Below are 17,258 nucleotides of genomic sequence, written 5' to 3' on the forward strand. Positions count from 1 at the left end.
CGCAGCCGCCAACCCCCGGGGCGTAGAATCAGCCGCGGGCGACGAGGGCGCGCAGGTCGTGCGCCAGTCTTTCCAGCGCATCCAGCGCATCGCGCACCGGCTCCGGCGCCTCCGGCTCCTCCATATCGCCCAGCGGCAGTTCCGGCGCGTGGCCGGCTTCCTCCAGCCCGCCCTCGCGCAGCAGGCGCTGCACGCCCTTGATGGTATAGCCCTGGGTGTAGAGCAGGTCGGAGATCCGCCGCAGCAGCGTGATATCCTCCGGTCGGTAGTAGCGCCGGCCGCCGCCGCGCTTCAGCGGCTTCAGTTGGGGGAACTTGGTTTCCCAGAAGCGCAGCACATGCTGCGGGATCTGCAGATCGTCCGCCACTTCGCTGATGGTGCGGAAGGCGGTGGCCGCCTTGCGCGGCCGGGCGCGCGTGGCGTCGCCTTCCAGCGTGTCGTCACTCATGCCCGATCTCACGCATCATCGTCAGCCGAGCGACCCACGGCGAGCCCGGGGTTCAGCCGCGCCTTGAGCACATGGGAGGGGCGGAAGGCCAGCACCTTGCGCGGCTGGATCGGCACCTCGACGCCGGTCTTCGGGTTGCGCCCGACCCGGCGGCCCTTCTGGCGCACGACGAAGGAGCCGAAGGCGGAGATCTTCACCGCCTCCCCCGCCTCCAGCGCCGCCGACATGCGCTCCAGCACCGTCTCCAGCAGCTCGGCGCTCTCGTTGCGCGAGAGTCCCACCTGCGCGTAGATCGCTTCCGCCAGATTGGCCCGCGTGATCGTCGTCATGCCAGAGCAGATCCTTGCAACCCCTTCAAGTCGCAAGAAAGCCGGGTTCCGGGATGGCCGTCAACCACGGGATTGGAACGGTGTGGCGTGAAGTTCACACACTGTGGCAGCCGCGCCTCACAAGGCGCGGGATTGCCTCAGAATCGGGCCAGTGCGGCGCCCCAGGTCAGCCCGCCGCCGATGGCTTCCATCAGCACCAGCTCGCCCGGCTTGATGCGGCCGTCGCGGGTGGCTTCCGCCAGCGCCAGCGGGATCGAGGCGGCAGAGGTATTGGCGTGGCGGTCCACCGTGACCACGACGCGGTCGAGGCCGAGATGCAGCTTGCGGCCCATCGCCTCGATGATCCGGATGTTCGCCTGGTGCGGCACCAGCCAGGCGACGTCGTCATGGCCGAGGCCATTGGCGGCCAGCGCCTCATCCACCGCGGAGGCCAGCTTGGTGACGGCGTGCTTGAAGACCTCCCGACCCGCCATGCGCACCACGCCGGTGCCGCCGGTCGATCCCGCGCCGCCATCGACCTGCAGGATGTCACCGTGCCGGCCGTCCGAGTGCAGATGGGTCGAGAGCAGGCCGCGGGCGCTGCCCGGCTCGGCCCGCAGGAAGACCGCGCCGGCGCCGTCGCCGAACAGCACGCAGGTGCCGCGGTCGGACCAGTCCAGGATGCGGGAATAGACCTCGGCCCCCACCACCAGCACGCCCCTGGCCTGGCCGATGCGGATCATCGCATCGGCGACCGAGAGCGCGTAGATGAAGCCGGTGCAGGCGGCCGAGAGGTCGAAGGCGAAGCCGCGCGTCACGCCCAGCGCGCCCTGGATGCGCGCGGCGGTGGAGGGGAAGGCGCTGTCCGGCGTCGCGGTGGCGACGATCACCGCATCCACATCGGCCGCGCTGGCGCCGGCCTGGGCCAGCGCGGCGCGGCAGGCGGCGGCGCCCATGGAAGAAGCGGTCTCCCCTTCCGCGGCGAAGTGGCGGCGGCGGATGCCGGTGCGCTCGACGATCCAGGCATCGGTGGTGTCGAGGTTCTTCTCCACCGCCAGCTCGTCATTGCTGACGGAGCGCGCGGGAAGGTAGCCGCCGGTGCCGGCGATCACGCCGCGAATCGCGCTGGACATGGGGAAACGCCTCAGCGGGGGGTGGTGGCAAGCCGCGGGGTGGGGCTGGGCAGCAGGGCCAGGCCTTCCCGGATCCGGTCGTTGAAGCGGTGCGTCACCATGTCCATCGCCACATCCACCGCATGGGCAAAGCCGACGGCATCGGTACCGCCATGGCTTTTCACCACCACGCCATTGAGGCCGATCAGCACCGCGCCGTTGTAGCGCCGCGGGTCCATCCATTCGCGCAGACGGTCCAGCGCCGGGCGGGCCAGCAGGTAGCCCATGCGGGCGGGGATCGAGCTGGTGAAGACCTGGCGCAGCAGGTCGCGCATCAGCTTCAGCGCGCCCTCCCCGGTCTTCAGCGCCACATTTCCGGTGAAGCCATCGGTCACGATCACATCGACCGTGCCGGCGGCGATATCGTGGCCCTCGACAAATCCGCGAAAATTCGCGCCGAGATGACTGTCGCGCAGCGTCTCCGCCGCCTGGCGCACGCGCTCATCGCCCTTCAGCTCCTCGGAGCCGACATTGAGCAGGCCGAGGGTCGGATTCGTCAGGCCCAGCACGGCGCGGGCGAAGGCATCGCCCATGATGGCGAATTCGATCAGGTTGCGCGCATCGCATTGCAGATTGGCGCCGAGGTCGAGCATGACCACGTCGCCGCGCGCCGAGGGGCCGATCGCCGCCAGCGCCGGCCGGTCGATCTCCGGCAGCGTCTTCACCACGATCTTGGCCAAAGCCATCAGCGCGCCGGTATTGCCGGCGGAGACGACGCCCGAAGCCTCGCCCTGCGCCACGGCGTCGATCGCCACGCGCATCGAGGATCCGCGCACGCGCAGCGCCGCGGTCGGCTTCATGTCGCCCGGGATGGATTCCGGCGCATGGCGCAGGCTGCAGGCCTTGGCGGCGCGCGGCCGCCGGGCGAGCAGCGCGCCCAGCCGAACCTCGTCGCCGGCCAGCAGGAAGCGCGCCTTCGGATGACGCTCCGCGGCCAGTTCCAGCCCATCCAGCACGGATTCGGGCGCGTGGTCCCCGCCCATGGCGTCGATCGCCAGGGCGAATTCACCGCTGCCCCGGCCCGCCAGGTCCTTCGCCGCCACGCTCAGAGCCTTCGCCACATGGGCGGTTGCCCTTTCGTGCGGGTCAGACTCGGACGACGCCCTTGGCCTTGTCGGCCGCCATCACCTCACGGCCGTCGTAATGGCCGCAATGCGAGCAGATGTGGTGCGGGCGCTTCGGTTCGCCGCAGTTGGAGCACTCCATATGCGCGGCAGCGGTCAGAGCCTGGTGGCTCCGGCGCATACCGGCGCGGGAGGGCGAAACCTTTTTCTTCGGAACGGCCATGGTGCCGAGCCTTTCTCGTCAACAAGCTGCAATATCAGCGGAGCCGCGGGCATTAGCACCGCGCGACCCAGGGGCGCAAGCGGCCCCGGGTCGCTTCATCCCCCTAGTTCCGCTTGAGGCGGGCCAGGGCGGCGAAGGGATTCGGGCGCTCGGGGGGCGTATCGTCCATATCGGGCGCGGGCTCAAGCGCATCGCCCTCCAGCTCCGGCGGAATCGCCGCATCAGGGGCGCGCGGATAGGGGTCCAGCGCCAGGGCCAGCTGCTCCGCCACCACCTCGCCGAGATCGACCACCCCGCCCGAGGTCTCGATCTCGTCCGGGCTTTCGGGGTCGTCATCGGTGGCCGGCGTGCCCTCCGGCAGCAGGAGCAGGTCGATCGGCACATCGACCCGCTGGGCCACCGGCTCCAGCGTCACCACGCATTCCTGCACCACATCGGCCTGCAGACGGCCCTGCAGCCGGGTGGTGCCGTCCGTGCCCGGCACCAAAGTGAGCTGCGCCTCCAGCCGCGGCACGGCCGGGATGCCGAAGCGGGCGGCCAACGCGGAGCCCTCCTCCGGCCTCGCCCGCAATTCCAGGCGGCGCGGCTCGGTGGCGCCCAGGCGATGCGGGCGGGAGAATTCGGGGGTCATGCGAAGCGCACCTTGCCGCGCTGCAGGGCGGCGATGGGCTGGGGCGCCAGGGTGGCGGCGACCGCCTGGGCATGGGCGGCCAGCCTTTCCGCGGCGCCGTCCGGCACCGCCGCGCCGCGCCAGATATTGCGCGACAGGGCCTCGGCCAGCGCGGCCTGATCATTGGCATCCAGCGCCGCCTCATAGGCCGCGGCGCGGCCGTGGAAGGCTTCCCACATGCGCTTCACCCGCTTGCCCACCACCAGGTCGCCCACCCCCATCTCCCGCAGGTTCACATCCATATCGGCGAACATGGCGTCGAAGACGGCCTGGGCGAGCTTCGGTCCCACCGGGTCCGAATCCCGCCTCAACCGGCGGATCAGCAGGGCGACATGCAGCGAGACGAGGTCGAAGCGCCCGTCCAGCGTGTCGGGCACCCCGAGTCCCGCGAAGAAATCGGGCTGGCGCGCCGCGGCGACGGCCGCGCCGTAGAGCTCGAAGCCCGCACGCTCATGCGGCTTGCGTGCGAAAAGGCCGAGCAGGCCCATCATCCACTCCCATTCAGCCGATCCGGCGGGCTGCATCCTGAGGCACCGCCCGGCGGCGGCCGTTGACCGCAACCCGTCCGGGTGGCATTGCCGCCACATGGAGCGCCCCATGCACGCGGTCAACATCTTGCGGCCCTCGGCGGCCCGTCGAACCACCCGTTTGGGCCTGGCGCTCGGCGCCCTGCTGGCCACGGCCGGCTGTTCCTGGATGCCCTCCGTCCCCGGCGCCAGCCTGTTCGAAAGCCCGCGCCAGATGCGCGGCCATGCGGTGGATGAGGAAGCGCTGGCGCAGATCACGCCCGGCGTCAGCTCCCGCGCCGATGTGGAGGCGGTGATCGGCTCCCCCTCCCATACCGGGACCTTCGACAATTCCACCTGGTACTACATGAGCAGCGTCACCCGGCAGCGCCCGGCGCGGACCCTGTCGGTCGAGGACCAGCGGGTGGTCGCCATCAGCTTCAACCAGGCGGGCGTGGTGCAGGACATCAAGCGCTACGGGCCGGAAGATGCGCGCGAGGTGGAGGTGGTCACCCGCATCACCCCCGCCCCGGGCAATGACCGCACCCTGCTGCAGCAGCTGTTCGGCAATATCGGGCGGCTGGCGCCGGGCCTCGGCGGCCAGACCAACCAGACGATCGGCGCGCCCACCCGCTAAGCCCAGGTGCCAGGAAACAGCCGTAACCGGCTGTTCCTGCGGAATTCAGACCGCCTGCGTTCGGGCCGGGCGCAGGAACAGCGTCAGCCCCAGCGCAAACAGCAGCGCCGGCAGCAGCATCAGGTTCAGCACATACCAGCCTGCCGTCGCATGGATGACGCCGGAGCCGAGCGCCGTGCAGGCGACGGTGCCGAAGACGATGAAGTCGTTCGCCGTCTGCGCTCGCACCCGTTCATGCGGCGCATGCGATTCGCCCAGCAGGGTGGTGGCGCCGGTGAACATGAAGTTCCAGCCGAGCCCCAGCAGCACCAGTGCCACCACGAAGTGCGCGAAGGTCTCGTCCTGCACGGCCACCGCGACGCAGAGCGCATTCAGCGCCACCCCCACCCCGATGATGGTCCGCGCGCCCCAGCGGGCGATCAGCCGGCCGGTGAAGAAGCCCGGCGCGAACATCGCCACCGCATGCGCCTGGATCACCGTGGCGCTGGCGCCGACGCCGAAGCCACAGGCCATCATCTCGAGCGGGGTCGAGGTCATCAGCAGGTTCATGGTGCCATAGGCCATGGCGCCGGTGCCGGCGGCGGCCAGGAAGGCGGGGCGGCGCAGGATCTGGATGATCGGCGTCGCCACCTTCGGGCGCGGCGGCGCCGGCGGCAGGCGGACCTTGGTCAGCAGCACCGCGCAGGCGATCGGCAGGACGGCCAGGATCAGATAGGTGCCAAGGAAGAGGAAGGGCTCGAACAGGTTGCGGCTGTGCTTCACCAGCTCCGGCCCGAAGATCGCCGCCAGCACGCCGCCGGCCATGACCAGCGAGATGGCCTTGGGGCGATAGGCCGGGCTTGCGACCTCCGCCGCCGCGAAGCGGTAGTGCTGGGCGATGCCGAAGCCAATGCCGGCGGGCAGCGCGCCCAAGGCATAGACCCAGAAATCGCCGAGCCAGATGCCCAGCGCGAAGGTCAGCGCGCCGCAGAAGGACCCGGCCGCGCCCATCAGGAAGCCGGCGCGGCGGCCGAGGCGGGCGAAGATGATGCCGGCGGGAATCGAGGCCGCCATGGTGGCGACCATCTGCAAGGCGAGCGGCAGGGTGGCCAGCGACTTGTCCGAGGCCAGGCTGTAGCCCACCAGCCCCCCCATCGCGACCTGGCCCACCACCGAGGCATTCATCAGCGCCTGGCAGAAGAACAGGATCCGCACGTCCCGCTTCATGCGGGCTTCTTCGGCAAGCATCAGAAGTGACTCCATCCGCTGGCAGGCAGCGGCACATCATGCCCGGCGGGGTCGCGCAGCCGCACCCCCTGCCCGGCGACAAAAACACCGATCCGCGTCACCGGCACGCCGGCCTCGGCCGCCGCCGCCAGGACACGGTCCGAATCGGCCGGGTCTGCGGCGAAAAGCAGCTCGTAATCGTCGCCACCGGTCATGATCCGCGGCAGCAATGCCGGATCGGCGGCGAGCGCGGCCTGAGCCGGCGCGGAAAGCGGCACCGACGCTGCCTCGATCACCGCGCCGCAGCCGGCCGCGCGGGCCAGGTGGCCGAGGTCCTGCACCAGCCCGTCCGAGACATCCATCGCCGCCCGCGCCAGCCCCACCAGGGCCAGGCCGAGCGCCACCCGCGGCTGCGGCAGGCGGTAGCGGGAGGCCAGGTGCGGGTCCGGCGGCAGCCGCCCGGTCAGCGCCAGCAGGCCGAGCGCCCCGTCGCCGATGCTGCCCGAGACCCAGACCTCGTCGCCCACCCGAGCACCCATGCGCCGCAGCGCCGCGCCCGGTGCGACATGACCCAGGATGGTGAGGGAGAAGGTCGCTGGCCCGTCGGTGGCCACCGTATCGCCGCCCAGCAGTTCGATGCCGAATTCCGCCTGGTCCAGCGCCAGCCCGGCTGCGAAGGCGGCGATCCAGTCCTGGGTCACGCCGCGCGGAAAGGCGGTGGTCATCAGATAGGCGAGCGGCGTCGCCCCCATGGCCGCGAGATCGGACAGATTCACCCGCAGCAACTTGCGCCCCAGCGTCTCGGGCGGATCGTCCGGCAGGAAATGCACGCCCGCCACCATCGCATCGGCCGCCAGCACCAGGCTGCGGCCCGGCGGCGGGTCCAGCAGCGCGGCATCGTCGCCGAGGCCCAAGCCCCCCTTCCCGGCCAGCGGCGCGAAATGGCGCGCGATCAGGCCGAACTCGGCGGGCAGGGTCATCTCAGGCGCGGGGCACGGTAGCAGCGGGGGCCGGCGCGAATTCGTCGGCGCGATAGGCGCGGGCCAGCGCATCCAGCACGCCATTGGCGAAGCGCGGCTCGTCGCCCACGAAGAAGCCATTGGCGATGTCGAGGTATTCGTTGATCACGACGCGCGCCGGCGGGTCCTTCGGGCTGGCCAGCTCCCCGGCCGCCGCGCGCAGAAGGGCGCGCAGGACGGGGTCCAGCTTCTCCAGCGGCCAGTCCTTGGCCAGCGACCGGCCGATGGTCTCGTCCAGGCTCTCGATCTGGGCGGCCGTGTTGCGGACGATGCGGGCGAAGAGCTTGGCGTCGGCCTCAGGAATCCGGCCCTCGCCATAGCTTTCCTCGGCCTCATTGGGGCCAAGGCGGTGGCGGACGAATTCGGCGATGACCGATTCGGGGTTCTCCCCGGCCTGCTCGCTCTGAAACAGCGCCTGCACGGCGGCGACGCGGGCGCCGGTGCGCGGGCGGCCGCCGGCGGCGGGGGGCTTGCCCTTATGCGCGCTCATCGGCGGGCCCAATGCGAGAAATGCCAGCGGCGGGCCAGCGCGATCTGGCCGAGCACGGCATGCGCCGCCTCCGCCCCCTTGTTGTGCTGGTCCGCGCGCGACCGCGCGATGGCCTGGTCCAGATTCGCCACCGTCAGCAGGCCGAAGCCAAGCGGCGCGCCGTATTCGGAGGAGACGGTCATGGCGCCCTGGCAGACCGCCTGGCAGATGAAGTCGTAATGGTCCGTCTCGCCCTTCACCACGCAGCCGAGCATCAGGAAGCCGTCCCAGCGGTCCGGCGCGCCGAGCGCCATGCGCAGCGCCGCCGGCAGCTCGAAGGCGCCGGAGACATCGACCACTTCGAGGCTGGCGCCGACGCCTTCCAGCACGCCGCGCGCGCCGGCCAGCATGCCGCCGACGACATCCGCATAATAGGGCGCCTGGATCACCAGGATCCGCGGCGGTTCGCCCGCCAGGCCCTTGGCGGCGCGGGTGGGCGCGTCCTTCGTGCTCATATCTTGACCCTTAAACGCCGGGCGCCGGCTTGGCTTCGCGCCACAAGGCGCGGCGGCCATTCGGCCGCTCGGCCGGCGAAAGGCGCCGGCCGCCTGTCGCTTGATTGTGCCGCAGGTATCACTTGCTGTCCTTCGGGATCGGCCGCGTCTCCACCACCGTCAGCCCATAGCCTTCCAGGCCGACCAGCGGGCGGGGGTTGTCGGACAGGCGGATGATGTCGCGCAAGCCCAGATCCGCCAGGATCTGCGCGCCGATGCCATAGTCCCGGATCTCCGGCGAGACCAGGCTGCGTTCCCGCGCCGCGCGCACCTGCTGGGACAGCCCGTCCAGCCGCCAGTCGCGCAGCATCACCACCGCGCCGCGCCCGGCTTGCGCGATGCTGCGCATGGCGGCGTGCAGGTCATCCTCCACCTTGCCGCCCACCATGTCCCGCAGCAGGGAGGTGGCATGCATCCGCACCAGCACCGGGCTGGGGCCGGAAAGGTCGCCCTTCACCAGGGCCAGGTGCTCGCCATGATCGAGTGTCGAGGCATAGACCACCACGCGCCAGGTGCCGCCCACCCCCTCCACGCTGCCTTCCTCCACCCGGCGCACCAGGCGCTCGGTCCGGCGGCGATGCGCGATCAGGTCGGCGATGGTGCCGAGCTTGAGGCCGTGATGCTGGGCGAAGGCCACCAGGTCCGGCATGCGGGCCATGGAGCCGTCGTCGTTCATGATCTCGCAGATGACGCCGGAGGGGTTGAGGCCGGCGAGGCGGGAGAAATCGACCGCCGCTTCCGTATGCCCGGCGCGGACCAGCGTGCCGCCCTCCCGCGCCACCAGCGGGAAGACATGGCCGGGGGTGACGATGTGTTCGCGGCCGAGTTCCGGATTGATGGCCACCGCCACCGTCCGCGCCCGGTCGGCGGCCGAGATGCCGGTGGTGACGCCGTCCCGCGCCTCGATGGAGACGGTGAAGGCGGTGGCGTGTCGGGTGCCGTTGGACTGCGCCATCAGCGGCAGGCCGAGCTGCTTCACCCGGTGCCGTGCCATGGCCAGGCAGATCAGCCCGCGGGCGTGCTTGGCCATGAAGTTGATGGCATCCGGCGTCGCGAATTGCGCCGGGATGACCAGGTCGCCCTCATTCTCCCGGTCCTCGTCATCCACCAGGATGAACATGCGGCCGCGACGGGCTTCCTCCAGCAGTTCCTCGGTGGGGCTGAGGAAGTCGTGAAAATTGGTGGTGCGGGCGGTCACGGTGCTCATGCCTCGAACTCCCGCAGGCGGGCGACGTAGCGGGCCAGCATGTCGATCTCGATATTGACCAGATGGCCGGGGCGCAGCTGGGCGAAGCCGGTCACCTCGGTGGTGTGGGGGATGATGTTCACGCCGAATTCCTGGCCTTCCACCTCGTTCACCGTCAGGGACACACCATCAATGGCGACGGAGCCTTTCGGAGCGATGAACGGCGCGATGGCCTTCGGCACCCGGAAGCGCCAGCGGGTGGAGCCGTTTTCCGGCGTGGAGGCCAGAACCTCGCCCAAGCCATCGACATGGCCGGAGACGACATGGCCGCCCAGCTCGTCGCCCATGCGCAGCGGCCGCTCCAGATTGATGCGCCGACCGACCTGCCAGCCGCCCAGCGTCGTTTTCGTCAGTGTCTCGGCCGAGGCCTCCACCGTGAAGGCGGTGGGTTGCAGTTCGACCGCGGTGAGGCAGCAGCCGGAACAGGCGATGGAGGCGCCGAGCACCGCGCCCTCCAGCCAGCCCTCCGGCACGGCGACGGTCAGGCGCATGTCCTGCCCCTGCCCGATCGGCGTGACGGCGGTCACCTCCCCCTGGGCGGTGATGATCCCGGTGAACATTCAGCCAGCCTCGCGCTCGAATTCGGTCAGGACATCCGCGCCGATGGTGCGGTGCGCCATGCGCCGGAACTTGGGCGCCTTGGCCAGTTCCGGCAATGGCAGCGCATAGGATGCGGGTATGCCGTCGCCGCCGATCACCATGGGCGCGTGGAACCAGGCGAGGCGGTCGACCAGTTCCTCCCGCAGCAGGGATGCGGCGATGCCGGAGCCGCCCTCGGCCAGGACGCGGGTGAGGCCGCGCGCGGCCAGGGCAGAAAGCAGGCCGTGCATGGACAGGCCCTCCGGCCCCGCCGACAGTTCCAGGATCTCGACGCCCGCCTCGCGCAAGGGCGCCAGGGCGGTGTCGGGATGGCCAGGCGTGGTGGCGACCAGGGTCGGCGTCTCCCGCGCCGTGCGGACCAGGCGGGCGGTGAGCGGGATGCGTAGCCGGGCATCCGCCACCACGCGGGGTGCAGGCACCGGCACGCCGCCGGGCAGGCGGCAGGTCAGGTCGGGATCGTCATCCAGCACGGTGCCCGACCCCACCAGGATGGCGTCGTGCCGGGCGCGCAGCGCATGGGCGACGCGCCGGGACTCCGGGCCGGTGATCCAGCGGCTTTCCTTGGTGGAGGTGGCGATCCGGCCATCCAGGCTGGTCGCCAGCTTCAGCGTGACCAGGGGCAGGCCGTGCCGCAGGCGCTTGATAAAGCCGGCATTCAAGGATGCGGCCTCCTCCGCCAGCAACCCCTCCTCCACCACCACCCCCGCCGCGCGCAGCCGGGAAAAGCCTTCGCCATCGACGCGCGGATCGGGGTCCCGCAGGGCCACGACGACTCGGGACACGCCGGCGGCGATGAGGGCGTTGGTGCAGGGCGGCGTGCGGCCCCAATGGCAGCAGGGCTCCAGCGTGACATAGGCGGTGGCCCCCCGGGCCGCCGCGCCGGCGCGTTTCAGCGCCTCCGTCTCCGCATGCGGGCGGCCGCCGGGCTGGGTCCAGCCGCGGCCGACCACCTGGCCGTCCGCCGCCACGATCACGCAACCGACTGCTGGATTGGGCCAGGTATTGCCCAGGCCACGCGCCGCCAGCGCGAGCGCGGCCCGCATATGCGCTTCATCCGCCACGGATCAGGAGCCTTCGATATTCCCGAGGAAGGCGCGGAAATCCTTCGCCTCGCGGAAATTGCGGTAGACGCTGGCGAAGCGGACATAGGCCACCTCGTCCACATCCCGCAGGGTTTCCATCACCACCTCGCCGATGCGGCGGGAGGGCACTTCGCTATCGGCCTCGACCTCCAGCCGGCGCTGGATGCCGTTGACGATGCGCTCGATCCGCTCCTCGTCGAAGGGGCGCTTGCGGAGCGCGACGCGGACGGAGCGGGCGAGCTTGTCGCGGTCGAAGGGCACCCGGCGGCCATCGGTCTTGATGACCAGCAACTCGCGCAGCTGGACCCGCTCGAAGGTGGTGAAGCGATTGCCGCAGGCGGGGCAGGACCGGCGGCGGCGGATCGAGGCGCCGTCCTCGGCCGGACGGCTGTCCTTCACCTGGGTGTCCTCGTGGCCGCAGAAGGGGCAGCGCATAAATCTATGCCCTCAGACGCCGGGCGCCGGCTCCGCCGGCTTGGCTTCGCGCCGTGCACTGGCGTGCCGGGCCATGCGGGCGGTCTGGGCGCGGCGGCCATTCGGCCGCTCGGCCCGCGGAAGTGCGCGGGCCGCCTTTTCGGGTGGCGCTTCCGGCAGGCGGGTGAAGGCCACCCTCAAGGAGATGCGCCATCCGCCTGCTCAGCCGTAGATCGGGAAGCGGCGGCAGAGGTCGAGGACGCGGGCCTTCACGGCGGTCTCGACCGCCTCGTTCGCCTCGGGGCTATTGGCCTGGGCCAGGCCGTCCAGCACTTCGCCGATCATCTGGCCGACCAGCTTGAACTCGGCCTCCCCGAAGCCGCGGCTGGTGGCGGCCGGGCTGCCGAGGCGGACGCCGGAGGTGACCATCGGCTTCTCGGGGTCGAAGGGGATGCCGTTCTTGTTGCAGGTCAGGTGGGCGCGATTCAGCGCGCCCTCCGCCGCCTTGCCGGTCAGCTTCTTCGGGCGGAGGTCGACCAGCACCAGGTGGTTGTCGGTGCCATCGGTGACGAGGTCGAGCCCCTGCCCCTTCAGCTCCGCCGCCAGCGCCTTGGCATTGGCCACCACCTGCTTGGCATAGGCGCGGAATTCCGGGCGCAGCGCCTCTCCGAAGGCGACCGCCTTGGCGGCGATCACATGCATCAAGGGGCCGCCCTGCAGGCCCGGGAAGACCGCGCTGTTGAACTTCTTGGCCAGCGCCTCGTCGTTGGTGAGGATCATGCCGCCGCGCGGGCCGCGGAGCGTCTTGTGGGTGGTGGTGGTCACCACATGGGCATGCGGGAAAGGCGAAGGATGCGCGCCGCCCGCCACCAGCCCCGCGAAATGCGCCATGTCCACCATGAAGATCGCGCCGACCTCATCCGCGATCTCGCGGAAGCGGGCGAAATCCCAGGTGCGGGCATAGGCGGAGCCGCCGCCGATGATGACCTTGGGCCGGGTCTCCCGCGCGATGCGGGCCACCTCATCCATGTCGATGCGCTGGTCCTCGCGGCGCACCGTGTAGGGCGCCACCTTGAACCACTTGCCCGACTGGTTGGCCGGCGCGCCGTGCGTGAGGTGGCCGCCAGCGGCGAGATCCAGGCCCATGAAGGTATCGCCGGGCTGCATCAGGGCGAAGAACACCGCCTGGTTGGCCTGCGCGCCGCTATGCGGCTGGACGTTCGCGAAGCCGCAGTCGAACAGCTTCTTGGCACGCTCGATCGCCAGCGTCTCCGCCACATCGACCACCTCGCAGCCGCCATAGTAGCGGCGGCCGGGATAGCCCTCGGCGTATTTGTTGGTCAGCACCGAGCCCTGCGTCTCCAGCACCGCCTTGGAGACGATGTTCTCCGAGGCGATCAGCTCGATGCCGTCCTGCTGGCGGATCAGCTCGCCCTGCAGGGTGGCGGCGATCTCAGGGTCCGTCTCGGCCACGCCGGCGGAGAAGAAGCGGGCGGGCGTCATCGCCGGGGTGGTCTCGTTCATGGGGATGGGCTCCATCCGGGGCTGAGCTTCAGGACGCGGCGGTCATGCCGGCCGCCTTCATATGGCGTGGTCAGGAAGACGTTCAGGGCATCCAGTGCCACTTCCGCGCCGATCATGCGGGCGCCGAGGGCCAGCACATTGGCATCGTTGTGCTGCCGGGTCAGGCGGGCGCCGGTCGCGTCATGCACCAGGGCGCAGCGGATGCCGGCATGGCGGTTGGCGGCGATGGAAATCCCGATGCCGGTGCCGCAGACCAGCACGCCGAAGCGGGCCGTCCCTTCCAGCACCGCGCCGGCCACGGCCGTGGCGAAATCCGGATAGTCCACGCTTTCCGGCCCATGCGTGCCGAAATCCAGCACCGGATGGCCGGCGGCTTCCAGCGCCGCGCGCAGCGTCGCCTTCAGGCCGATGCCGGCATGGTCCGAACCGAGGGCGATGGGCGTCTGGGCAGGGGACAAAGCGGGTGTCATGCCGAGCCTGTTACCACTTCCGGTGGCCGCCCGGAACCACTGCCGCCATATCTTGCGCCGCAATGCCGCCCCGGCCGCGCCGCATGGCAGAGGCCTGCCGCCTGCCCGCGTAACGGGAGAAACATGCGCTGCGCCACGGGCGAAACGTGCATGCAATGCCTCTGCCTTGCCTCCGCCCCCCGGGACGTGGAACGGATGCGCCGGGACAGGAGATACGGAACATGGCCTCGGAAAATCCGGAAACCATCGCGCTGCATGCCGGCTGGCGGGCGGACCCCACCACCGGCTCCGTAGCGGTGCCGATCCACCAGACCACCAGCTTCCAGTTCCAGGATACCGGCCATGCCCAGCGCCTGTTCGGCCTGGCCGAGATGGGGAACATCTACACCCGCATCATGAACCCCACCGTGGACGTGCTGGAAAAGCGCGTGGCGGCGCTGGAAGGCGGGGTGGCGGGGCTGGCGCTGGGCTCCGGCCAGGCGGCGACCACCTTCTGCGTGCTGAACCTGTGCGAGGCGGGGGACAATATCGTCTCCTCCACCGACCTCTACGGCGGCACCTGGAACCTGTTTGCCAATACACTGAAATCCTTCGGCATCGAGGTCCGCTTCGTGGATCCGGCGGACCCGCAGGCCTTCGTCAATGCGACGGACGACCGCACCCGCTGCTGGTATGCGGAGACGCTGCCGAACCCGAAGCTGCAGGTCTTCCCGATTGCGGAAGTGGCGGCACTCGGCCGCAAGCTGGGCGTGCCGCTGATCATGGACAACACAGCGGCGCCGGTGCTGTGCAAGCCGCTGGCGCTGGGCGCGGCCATCGTCATGCACTCCACCACCAAGTGGATCGGCGGGCATGGCACCAGCATCGGCGGCATGGTGGTGGATGGCGGCAATTTCGACTGGGAGGGCAACGCCGCGCGCTTCCCGACACTGAACAAGCCGGACCCGAGCTATCACGGCGCGGTCTGGACCCAGGCGGTGAAGCCGCTGGGGCCGATCGCCTATATCATCCGCATGCGGGTGATCCTGCTGCGCGACCTCGGCGCGCCCATGGCCCCGATGAACGCCTTCTTGACCCTGCAGGGGCTGGAGACGCTGCCGCTGCGGATGGAGCGGCATTGCGCCAATGCCATCAAGGTGGCCGCCCACCTGGCGCAGCACCCGGCGGTGGCCAAGGTGATCCACCCCAGCCTGCAGACGGGCGAATCCAAGCGCCGGGCCGATGCCGCGCTGAAGGGCGGCTATGGCTCGCTAATGGGCTTCGAGCTGAAGGCCGGCGCCGAGGCGGGCCGCAAATTCATCGAGGCGCTGAAGATGTTCTACCACGTGGCCAATATCGGGGATGCCCGCAGCCTGGCGATCCACCCGGCCACCACCACCCATAGCCAGCTCTCGGTGGAGGAACAGGCGGCCTCCGGCGTCACCCCCGGCTATGTGCGGCTGTCCATCGGCATCGAGCATATCGACGACATCATCGCCGATCTCGACCAGGCCCTGGCGGCCGCCGCGGCATGACCGGCTACCCCGCGATCCGCCCCCGCCGCAACCGGGTGGATGCCTTCACCCGGCGCATGGTGGCGGAGAACAAGCTTTCGGTGGATGACCTGATCTGGCCGATCTTCCTGATCGAGGGAAAGGGCATCGAGACCGAGGTGTCCTCCATGCCCGGCGTGAAGCGGGTGACGCTGGACCGGCTGGCCGCCCATGTGGCGCCGGCCGCCGAGCTCGGCATTCCCGCGCTCGCCATCTTCCCGGCAACCAACCCGGAGAAGAAGGATGGCGAGGGGACCGAGGCCAAGAACCCCGAAAACCTGATGTGCAGCGCGGCGCGGCTGCTGAAGAAGGAATTCCCGGACCTCGGCCTGGTCGGCGACGTGGCGCTCGACCCCTATACCGACCACGGCCATGACGGCGTTTTACGAGTTGGCCCCGGCGGAATGTACGTCGCCAATGACGAAACGGTGGAGATCCTGGCCGTCCAGGCGGTGATCCAGGCGGAGGCGGGAATCGACATCATCGCGCCGTCCGACATGATGGATGGCCGCATCGGCGCCATCCGCGCCGCGCTGGATGCGAAGGGCCTGATCCATACCCGCATCATGTCCTATGCCGCGAAGTATGCCTCCGCCTTCTATGGCCCGTTCCGGGAGGCGGTGGGCTCCGGCGCCTCGCTGCAGGGGGGCGACAAGAAGACCTACCAGATGGACCCCGCCAATACCGACGAGGCGCTGCGCGAAGTGGCGCTGGACCTGGCCGAGGGTGCGGATATGGTCATGGTCAAGCCGGGCATGCCCTATCTGGATATCGTCCGCCGCGTGAAGGACCGCTTCGCCGTGCCCACCTTCGCCTACCAGGTGAGCGGCGAATACGCGATGATCATGGCCGCCGTCCGCAATGGCTGGCTGGACCATGAGCGGGCGATGATGGAGAGCCTGCTCGGCTTCAAGCGCGCCGGGGCGGATGGCGTGCTGAGCTATTTCGCGGTGGAGGCCGCACGGAGGTTGCGCGCGGGGTGAACGAGCTGGCGGCGATCAGGGCCCAGCGGGCCGAGGTGGAGGCGCTGCTCGCCTTTCGGCATGCGTCGGGGGCGGAGAAGGCGGTGGCCTGGTGGCGCCTGCACCGGGTGCGGGGCGCCCGCCCCGGCACCGCCCCCCTGCCGGCCCTGCCCGCCCCGCCGCCCGGGGCGCTGTCCACCTTCCAGTCCCTGGCGCTGCGGCTGGGCTTCCTGCGGCTGGAATCGGCGCGTCCGCCGCGGCATATCCAGCGGGCGATGCGGCCAAGGCAGGGCTGAGCCGAGGCCTCAGCCCAGGAAGGCCAGGATCCGCGCCACTTGGTCCGGCGCCATCAGCGCGGGCGCATGGCCGATGCCCGGCAGCGTCGCCAGCTCCACCCCCGGCCGCTGCGCCATGGCGGCGGCGGTCGCTTCCTCCAGCACATCGCTTTCCGCGCCGCGCAGGATCAGCACCGGCTGGCGCACCGCCTGCCAGATCGGGCGCAGGTCGATCGGCCCCGATGGCGCCCCCTTTTCCGCCTCTGCCAGCGGCAGGGCGATGGCGGGGTCATGATGCAAAGCGAGCCGCCCATCGGGCAAGGCGCGCGTGCTGGTCTCCGCCATGTGGCGCCATTGCGCGTCGGTCAGCGGGCCGAAGGGGGCGTGGACCCTGCGGAGATAGGCCTCGATGCCCGCCAGGTCGGACGGCCCCGGCGCCTCGGCCAGATAGGCGGTGATCCGCTGCAGCGCGGCCGCGGGCACCTGGCTGCCGACATCGTTCAGCACCAGGCGGCGGATCGGCGTGCCTTGGGCGGCGGCCAGCAGCATGCCGCAGATGCCCCCCAGCGAGGTGCCCACCCAGTCCACCGGCCCCTCCAGCCGCGCCAGCAGATGCGCCAGCGCCATCACATAGCTGGGCGGCGCATAGGCCCGCGGATCAGGCAGCCAGTCCGAGGCGCCGCGCCCCGGCAGGTCCGGGCAGAAGACCCGTCGGCCCTGCCCGGCCAGCGCCTGCGCCAGCACGTCGAAATCCCGCCCGTTGCGGGTCAGGCCATGGACGCAGATGACAGGCGAGCCCTCCGGCGGCCCCCATTCCGTCCAGGCCATCTGGTGGAAGGCGGCCCCCAGCAGGTAGCGCAGCCTTCCACGGCGCATC

The 17,258-nt window shown here is 70.6% G+C and carries 23 protein-coding genes; 4 read left to right on the top strand and 19 right to left on the bottom strand.

The genetic code is table 11. From position 1 onward, the window contains the following. Nucleotides 1-28: 28 nt before the first annotated feature. The 7 genes from J3S20_RS20610 to J3S20_RS20640 form a co-directional block, all read right to left on the bottom strand. Nucleotides 29-448 carry a MerR family transcriptional regulator gene (locus J3S20_RS20610; protein WP_216838417.1) on the bottom strand — a complete coding sequence of 140 codons (420 nt, stop codon included), beginning with the start codon at nt 446-448 and terminating at the stop codon, nt 29-31. Nucleotides 449-456: 8 nt separating this feature from the next. Then, nucleotides 457-777, bottom strand: coding sequence for an integration host factor subunit alpha (locus J3S20_RS20615; protein ID WP_216838418.1), 321 nt, complete (start codon nt 775-777; stop codon nt 457-459). 137 nt (nt 778-914) lie between these two features. Beyond that, a complete protein-coding gene (locus J3S20_RS20620; protein ID WP_246603054.1) occupies nt 915-1,889 on the bottom strand; it encodes a beta-ketoacyl-ACP synthase III in 975 nt (324 codons plus the stop codon). An 11-nt stretch (nt 1,890-1,900) separates the two neighbouring features. Continuing rightward, complete coding sequence (gene plsX / locus J3S20_RS20625; protein WP_343215265.1) at nt 1,901-2,971, bottom strand: phosphate acyltransferase PlsX; 1,071 nt, start codon at nt 2,969-2,971, stop codon at nt 1,901-1,903. A 43-nt stretch (nt 2,972-3,014) separates the two neighbouring features. Beyond that, the gene (gene rpmF / locus J3S20_RS20630; protein ID WP_216838419.1) at nt 3,015-3,215 is read right to left on the bottom strand and encodes a 50S ribosomal protein L32; all 201 of its coding nucleotides are present in this window, start codon (nt 3,213-3,215) and stop codon (nt 3,015-3,017) included. A 103-nt stretch (nt 3,216-3,318) separates the two neighbouring features. Continuing rightward, the gene (locus J3S20_RS20635) at nt 3,319-3,846 is read right to left on the bottom strand and encodes a YceD family protein (protein ID WP_216838420.1); all 528 of its coding nucleotides are present in this window, start codon (nt 3,844-3,846) and stop codon (nt 3,319-3,321) included. Then, the gene (locus J3S20_RS20640) at nt 3,843-4,376 is read right to left on the bottom strand and encodes a ubiquinol-cytochrome C chaperone family protein (protein WP_246603055.1); all 534 of its coding nucleotides are present in this window, start codon (nt 4,374-4,376) and stop codon (nt 3,843-3,845) included. The genes J3S20_RS20635 and J3S20_RS20640 overlap by 4 nt, the downstream gene beginning before the upstream one ends. Before the next feature lie 106 nt (nt 4,377-4,482). Between J3S20_RS20640 and J3S20_RS20645 the strand changes: the two genes are divergently transcribed. Further along, nucleotides 4,483-5,028 (top strand): outer membrane protein assembly factor BamE, encoded by a 546-nt coding sequence (locus J3S20_RS20645; RefSeq protein ID WP_216838421.1) that lies wholly within the window; start codon nt 4,483-4,485, stop codon nt 5,026-5,028. A gap of 45 nt (nt 5,029-5,073) precedes the next feature. On the opposite strand, the gene J3S20_RS20650 is transcribed toward J3S20_RS20645, so the two are convergent. The 11 genes from J3S20_RS20650 to rpiB all read right to left on the bottom strand — a co-directional run bounded on the left by J3S20_RS20650 (nt 5,074) and on the right by rpiB (nt 13,612). Beyond that, complete coding sequence (locus J3S20_RS20650; RefSeq protein ID WP_246603065.1) at nt 5,074-6,255, bottom strand: MFS transporter; 1,182 nt, start codon at nt 6,253-6,255, stop codon at nt 5,074-5,076. Beyond that, complete coding sequence (gene thiL, locus J3S20_RS20655) at nt 6,255-7,214, bottom strand: thiamine-phosphate kinase (RefSeq protein ID WP_216838423.1); 960 nt, start codon at nt 7,212-7,214, stop codon at nt 6,255-6,257. The genes J3S20_RS20650 and thiL overlap by 1 nt, the downstream gene beginning before the upstream one ends. Nucleotide 7,215: 1 nt before the next feature. Further along, nucleotides 7,216-7,743, bottom strand: a complete 528-nt coding sequence (gene nusB, locus J3S20_RS20660) for a transcription antitermination factor NusB (protein ID WP_216838424.1) — start codon at nt 7,741-7,743, stop codon at nt 7,216-7,218. After that, complete coding sequence (ribH, locus tag J3S20_RS20665) at nt 7,740-8,237, bottom strand: 6,7-dimethyl-8-ribityllumazine synthase (RefSeq protein ID WP_216838425.1); 498 nt, start codon at nt 8,235-8,237, stop codon at nt 7,740-7,742. The genes nusB and ribH overlap by 4 nt, the downstream gene beginning before the upstream one ends. Before the next feature lie 118 nt (nt 8,238-8,355). Continuing rightward, nucleotides 8,356-9,483, bottom strand: a complete 1,128-nt coding sequence (gene ribB / locus J3S20_RS20670; RefSeq protein ID WP_216838426.1) for a 3,4-dihydroxy-2-butanone-4-phosphate synthase — start codon at nt 9,481-9,483, stop codon at nt 8,356-8,358. Beyond that, nucleotides 9,480-10,082 carry a riboflavin synthase gene (locus tag J3S20_RS20675; protein ID WP_216838427.1) on the bottom strand — a complete coding sequence of 201 codons (603 nt, stop codon included), beginning with the start codon at nt 10,080-10,082 and terminating at the stop codon, nt 9,480-9,482. Before J3S20_RS20675 ends, ribB begins: the two co-directional genes overlap by 4 nt. Beyond that, nucleotides 10,083-11,183, bottom strand: coding sequence for a bifunctional diaminohydroxyphosphoribosylaminopyrimidine deaminase/5-amino-6-(5-phosphoribosylamino)uracil reductase RibD (gene ribD / locus J3S20_RS20680; RefSeq protein ID WP_343215266.1), 1,101 nt, complete (start codon nt 11,181-11,183; stop codon nt 10,083-10,085). Nucleotides 11,184-11,186: 3 nt separating this feature from the next. After that, nucleotides 11,187-11,639: a transcriptional regulator NrdR gene (gene nrdR / locus J3S20_RS20685; RefSeq protein WP_216838428.1), complete on the bottom strand. Its 453-nt coding sequence runs from the start codon at nt 11,637-11,639 to the stop codon at nt 11,187-11,189. A 12-nt stretch (nt 11,640-11,651) separates the two neighbouring features. Then, a complete protein-coding gene (locus J3S20_RS20690) occupies nt 11,652-11,813 on the bottom strand; it encodes a hypothetical protein (RefSeq protein ID WP_216838429.1) in 162 nt (53 codons plus the stop codon). Between the two features lie 27 nt (nt 11,814-11,840). Continuing rightward, entirely contained in the window at nt 11,841-13,142 is a 1,302-nt protein-coding gene (glyA, locus tag J3S20_RS20695) for a serine hydroxymethyltransferase (protein WP_216838430.1), read from the bottom strand. Next, on the bottom strand, nt 13,139-13,612 hold the full coding sequence (gene rpiB / locus J3S20_RS20700; protein ID WP_216838431.1) for a ribose 5-phosphate isomerase B: 474 nt from the start codon (nt 13,610-13,612) through the stop codon (nt 13,139-13,141). Before rpiB ends, glyA begins: the two co-directional genes overlap by 4 nt. A 221-nt stretch (nt 13,613-13,833) precedes the next feature. On the opposite strand from rpiB, the gene J3S20_RS20705 reads away from it, so the two are divergent. From J3S20_RS20705 to J3S20_RS20715, 3 genes are read left to right on the top strand one after another with little or no spacing between them, the layout of a single operon-like run. Beyond that, nucleotides 13,834-15,126, top strand: a complete 1,293-nt coding sequence (locus J3S20_RS20705) for an O-acetylhomoserine aminocarboxypropyltransferase/cysteine synthase family protein (protein ID WP_216838432.1) — start codon at nt 13,834-13,836, stop codon at nt 15,124-15,126. After that, nucleotides 15,123-16,127 carry a porphobilinogen synthase gene (gene hemB, locus J3S20_RS20710; RefSeq protein ID WP_216838433.1) on the top strand — a complete coding sequence of 335 codons (1,005 nt, stop codon included), beginning with the start codon at nt 15,123-15,125 and terminating at the stop codon, nt 16,125-16,127. The genes J3S20_RS20705 and hemB overlap by 4 nt, the downstream gene beginning before the upstream one ends. After that, the gene (locus J3S20_RS20715) at nt 16,124-16,402 is read left to right on the top strand and encodes a hypothetical protein (RefSeq protein ID WP_216838434.1); all 279 of its coding nucleotides are present in this window, start codon (nt 16,124-16,126) and stop codon (nt 16,400-16,402) included. The genes hemB and J3S20_RS20715 overlap by 4 nt, the downstream gene beginning before the upstream one ends. A gap of 9 nt (nt 16,403-16,411) precedes the next feature. Here J3S20_RS20715 and J3S20_RS20720 read toward each other — a convergent pair whose 3' ends face one another. After that, the gene (locus J3S20_RS20720; protein WP_216838435.1) at nt 16,412-17,257 is read right to left on the bottom strand and encodes an alpha/beta fold hydrolase; all 846 of its coding nucleotides are present in this window, start codon (nt 17,255-17,257) and stop codon (nt 16,412-16,414) included. Nucleotide 17,258 lies beyond the last annotated feature (1 nt).

Origin of the sequence: Falsiroseomonas tokyonensis, assembly GCF_019024325.1 — a bacterium.
Lineage (GTDB): Bacteria > Pseudomonadota > Alphaproteobacteria > Acetobacterales > Acetobacteraceae > Falsiroseomonas > Falsiroseomonas tokyonensis.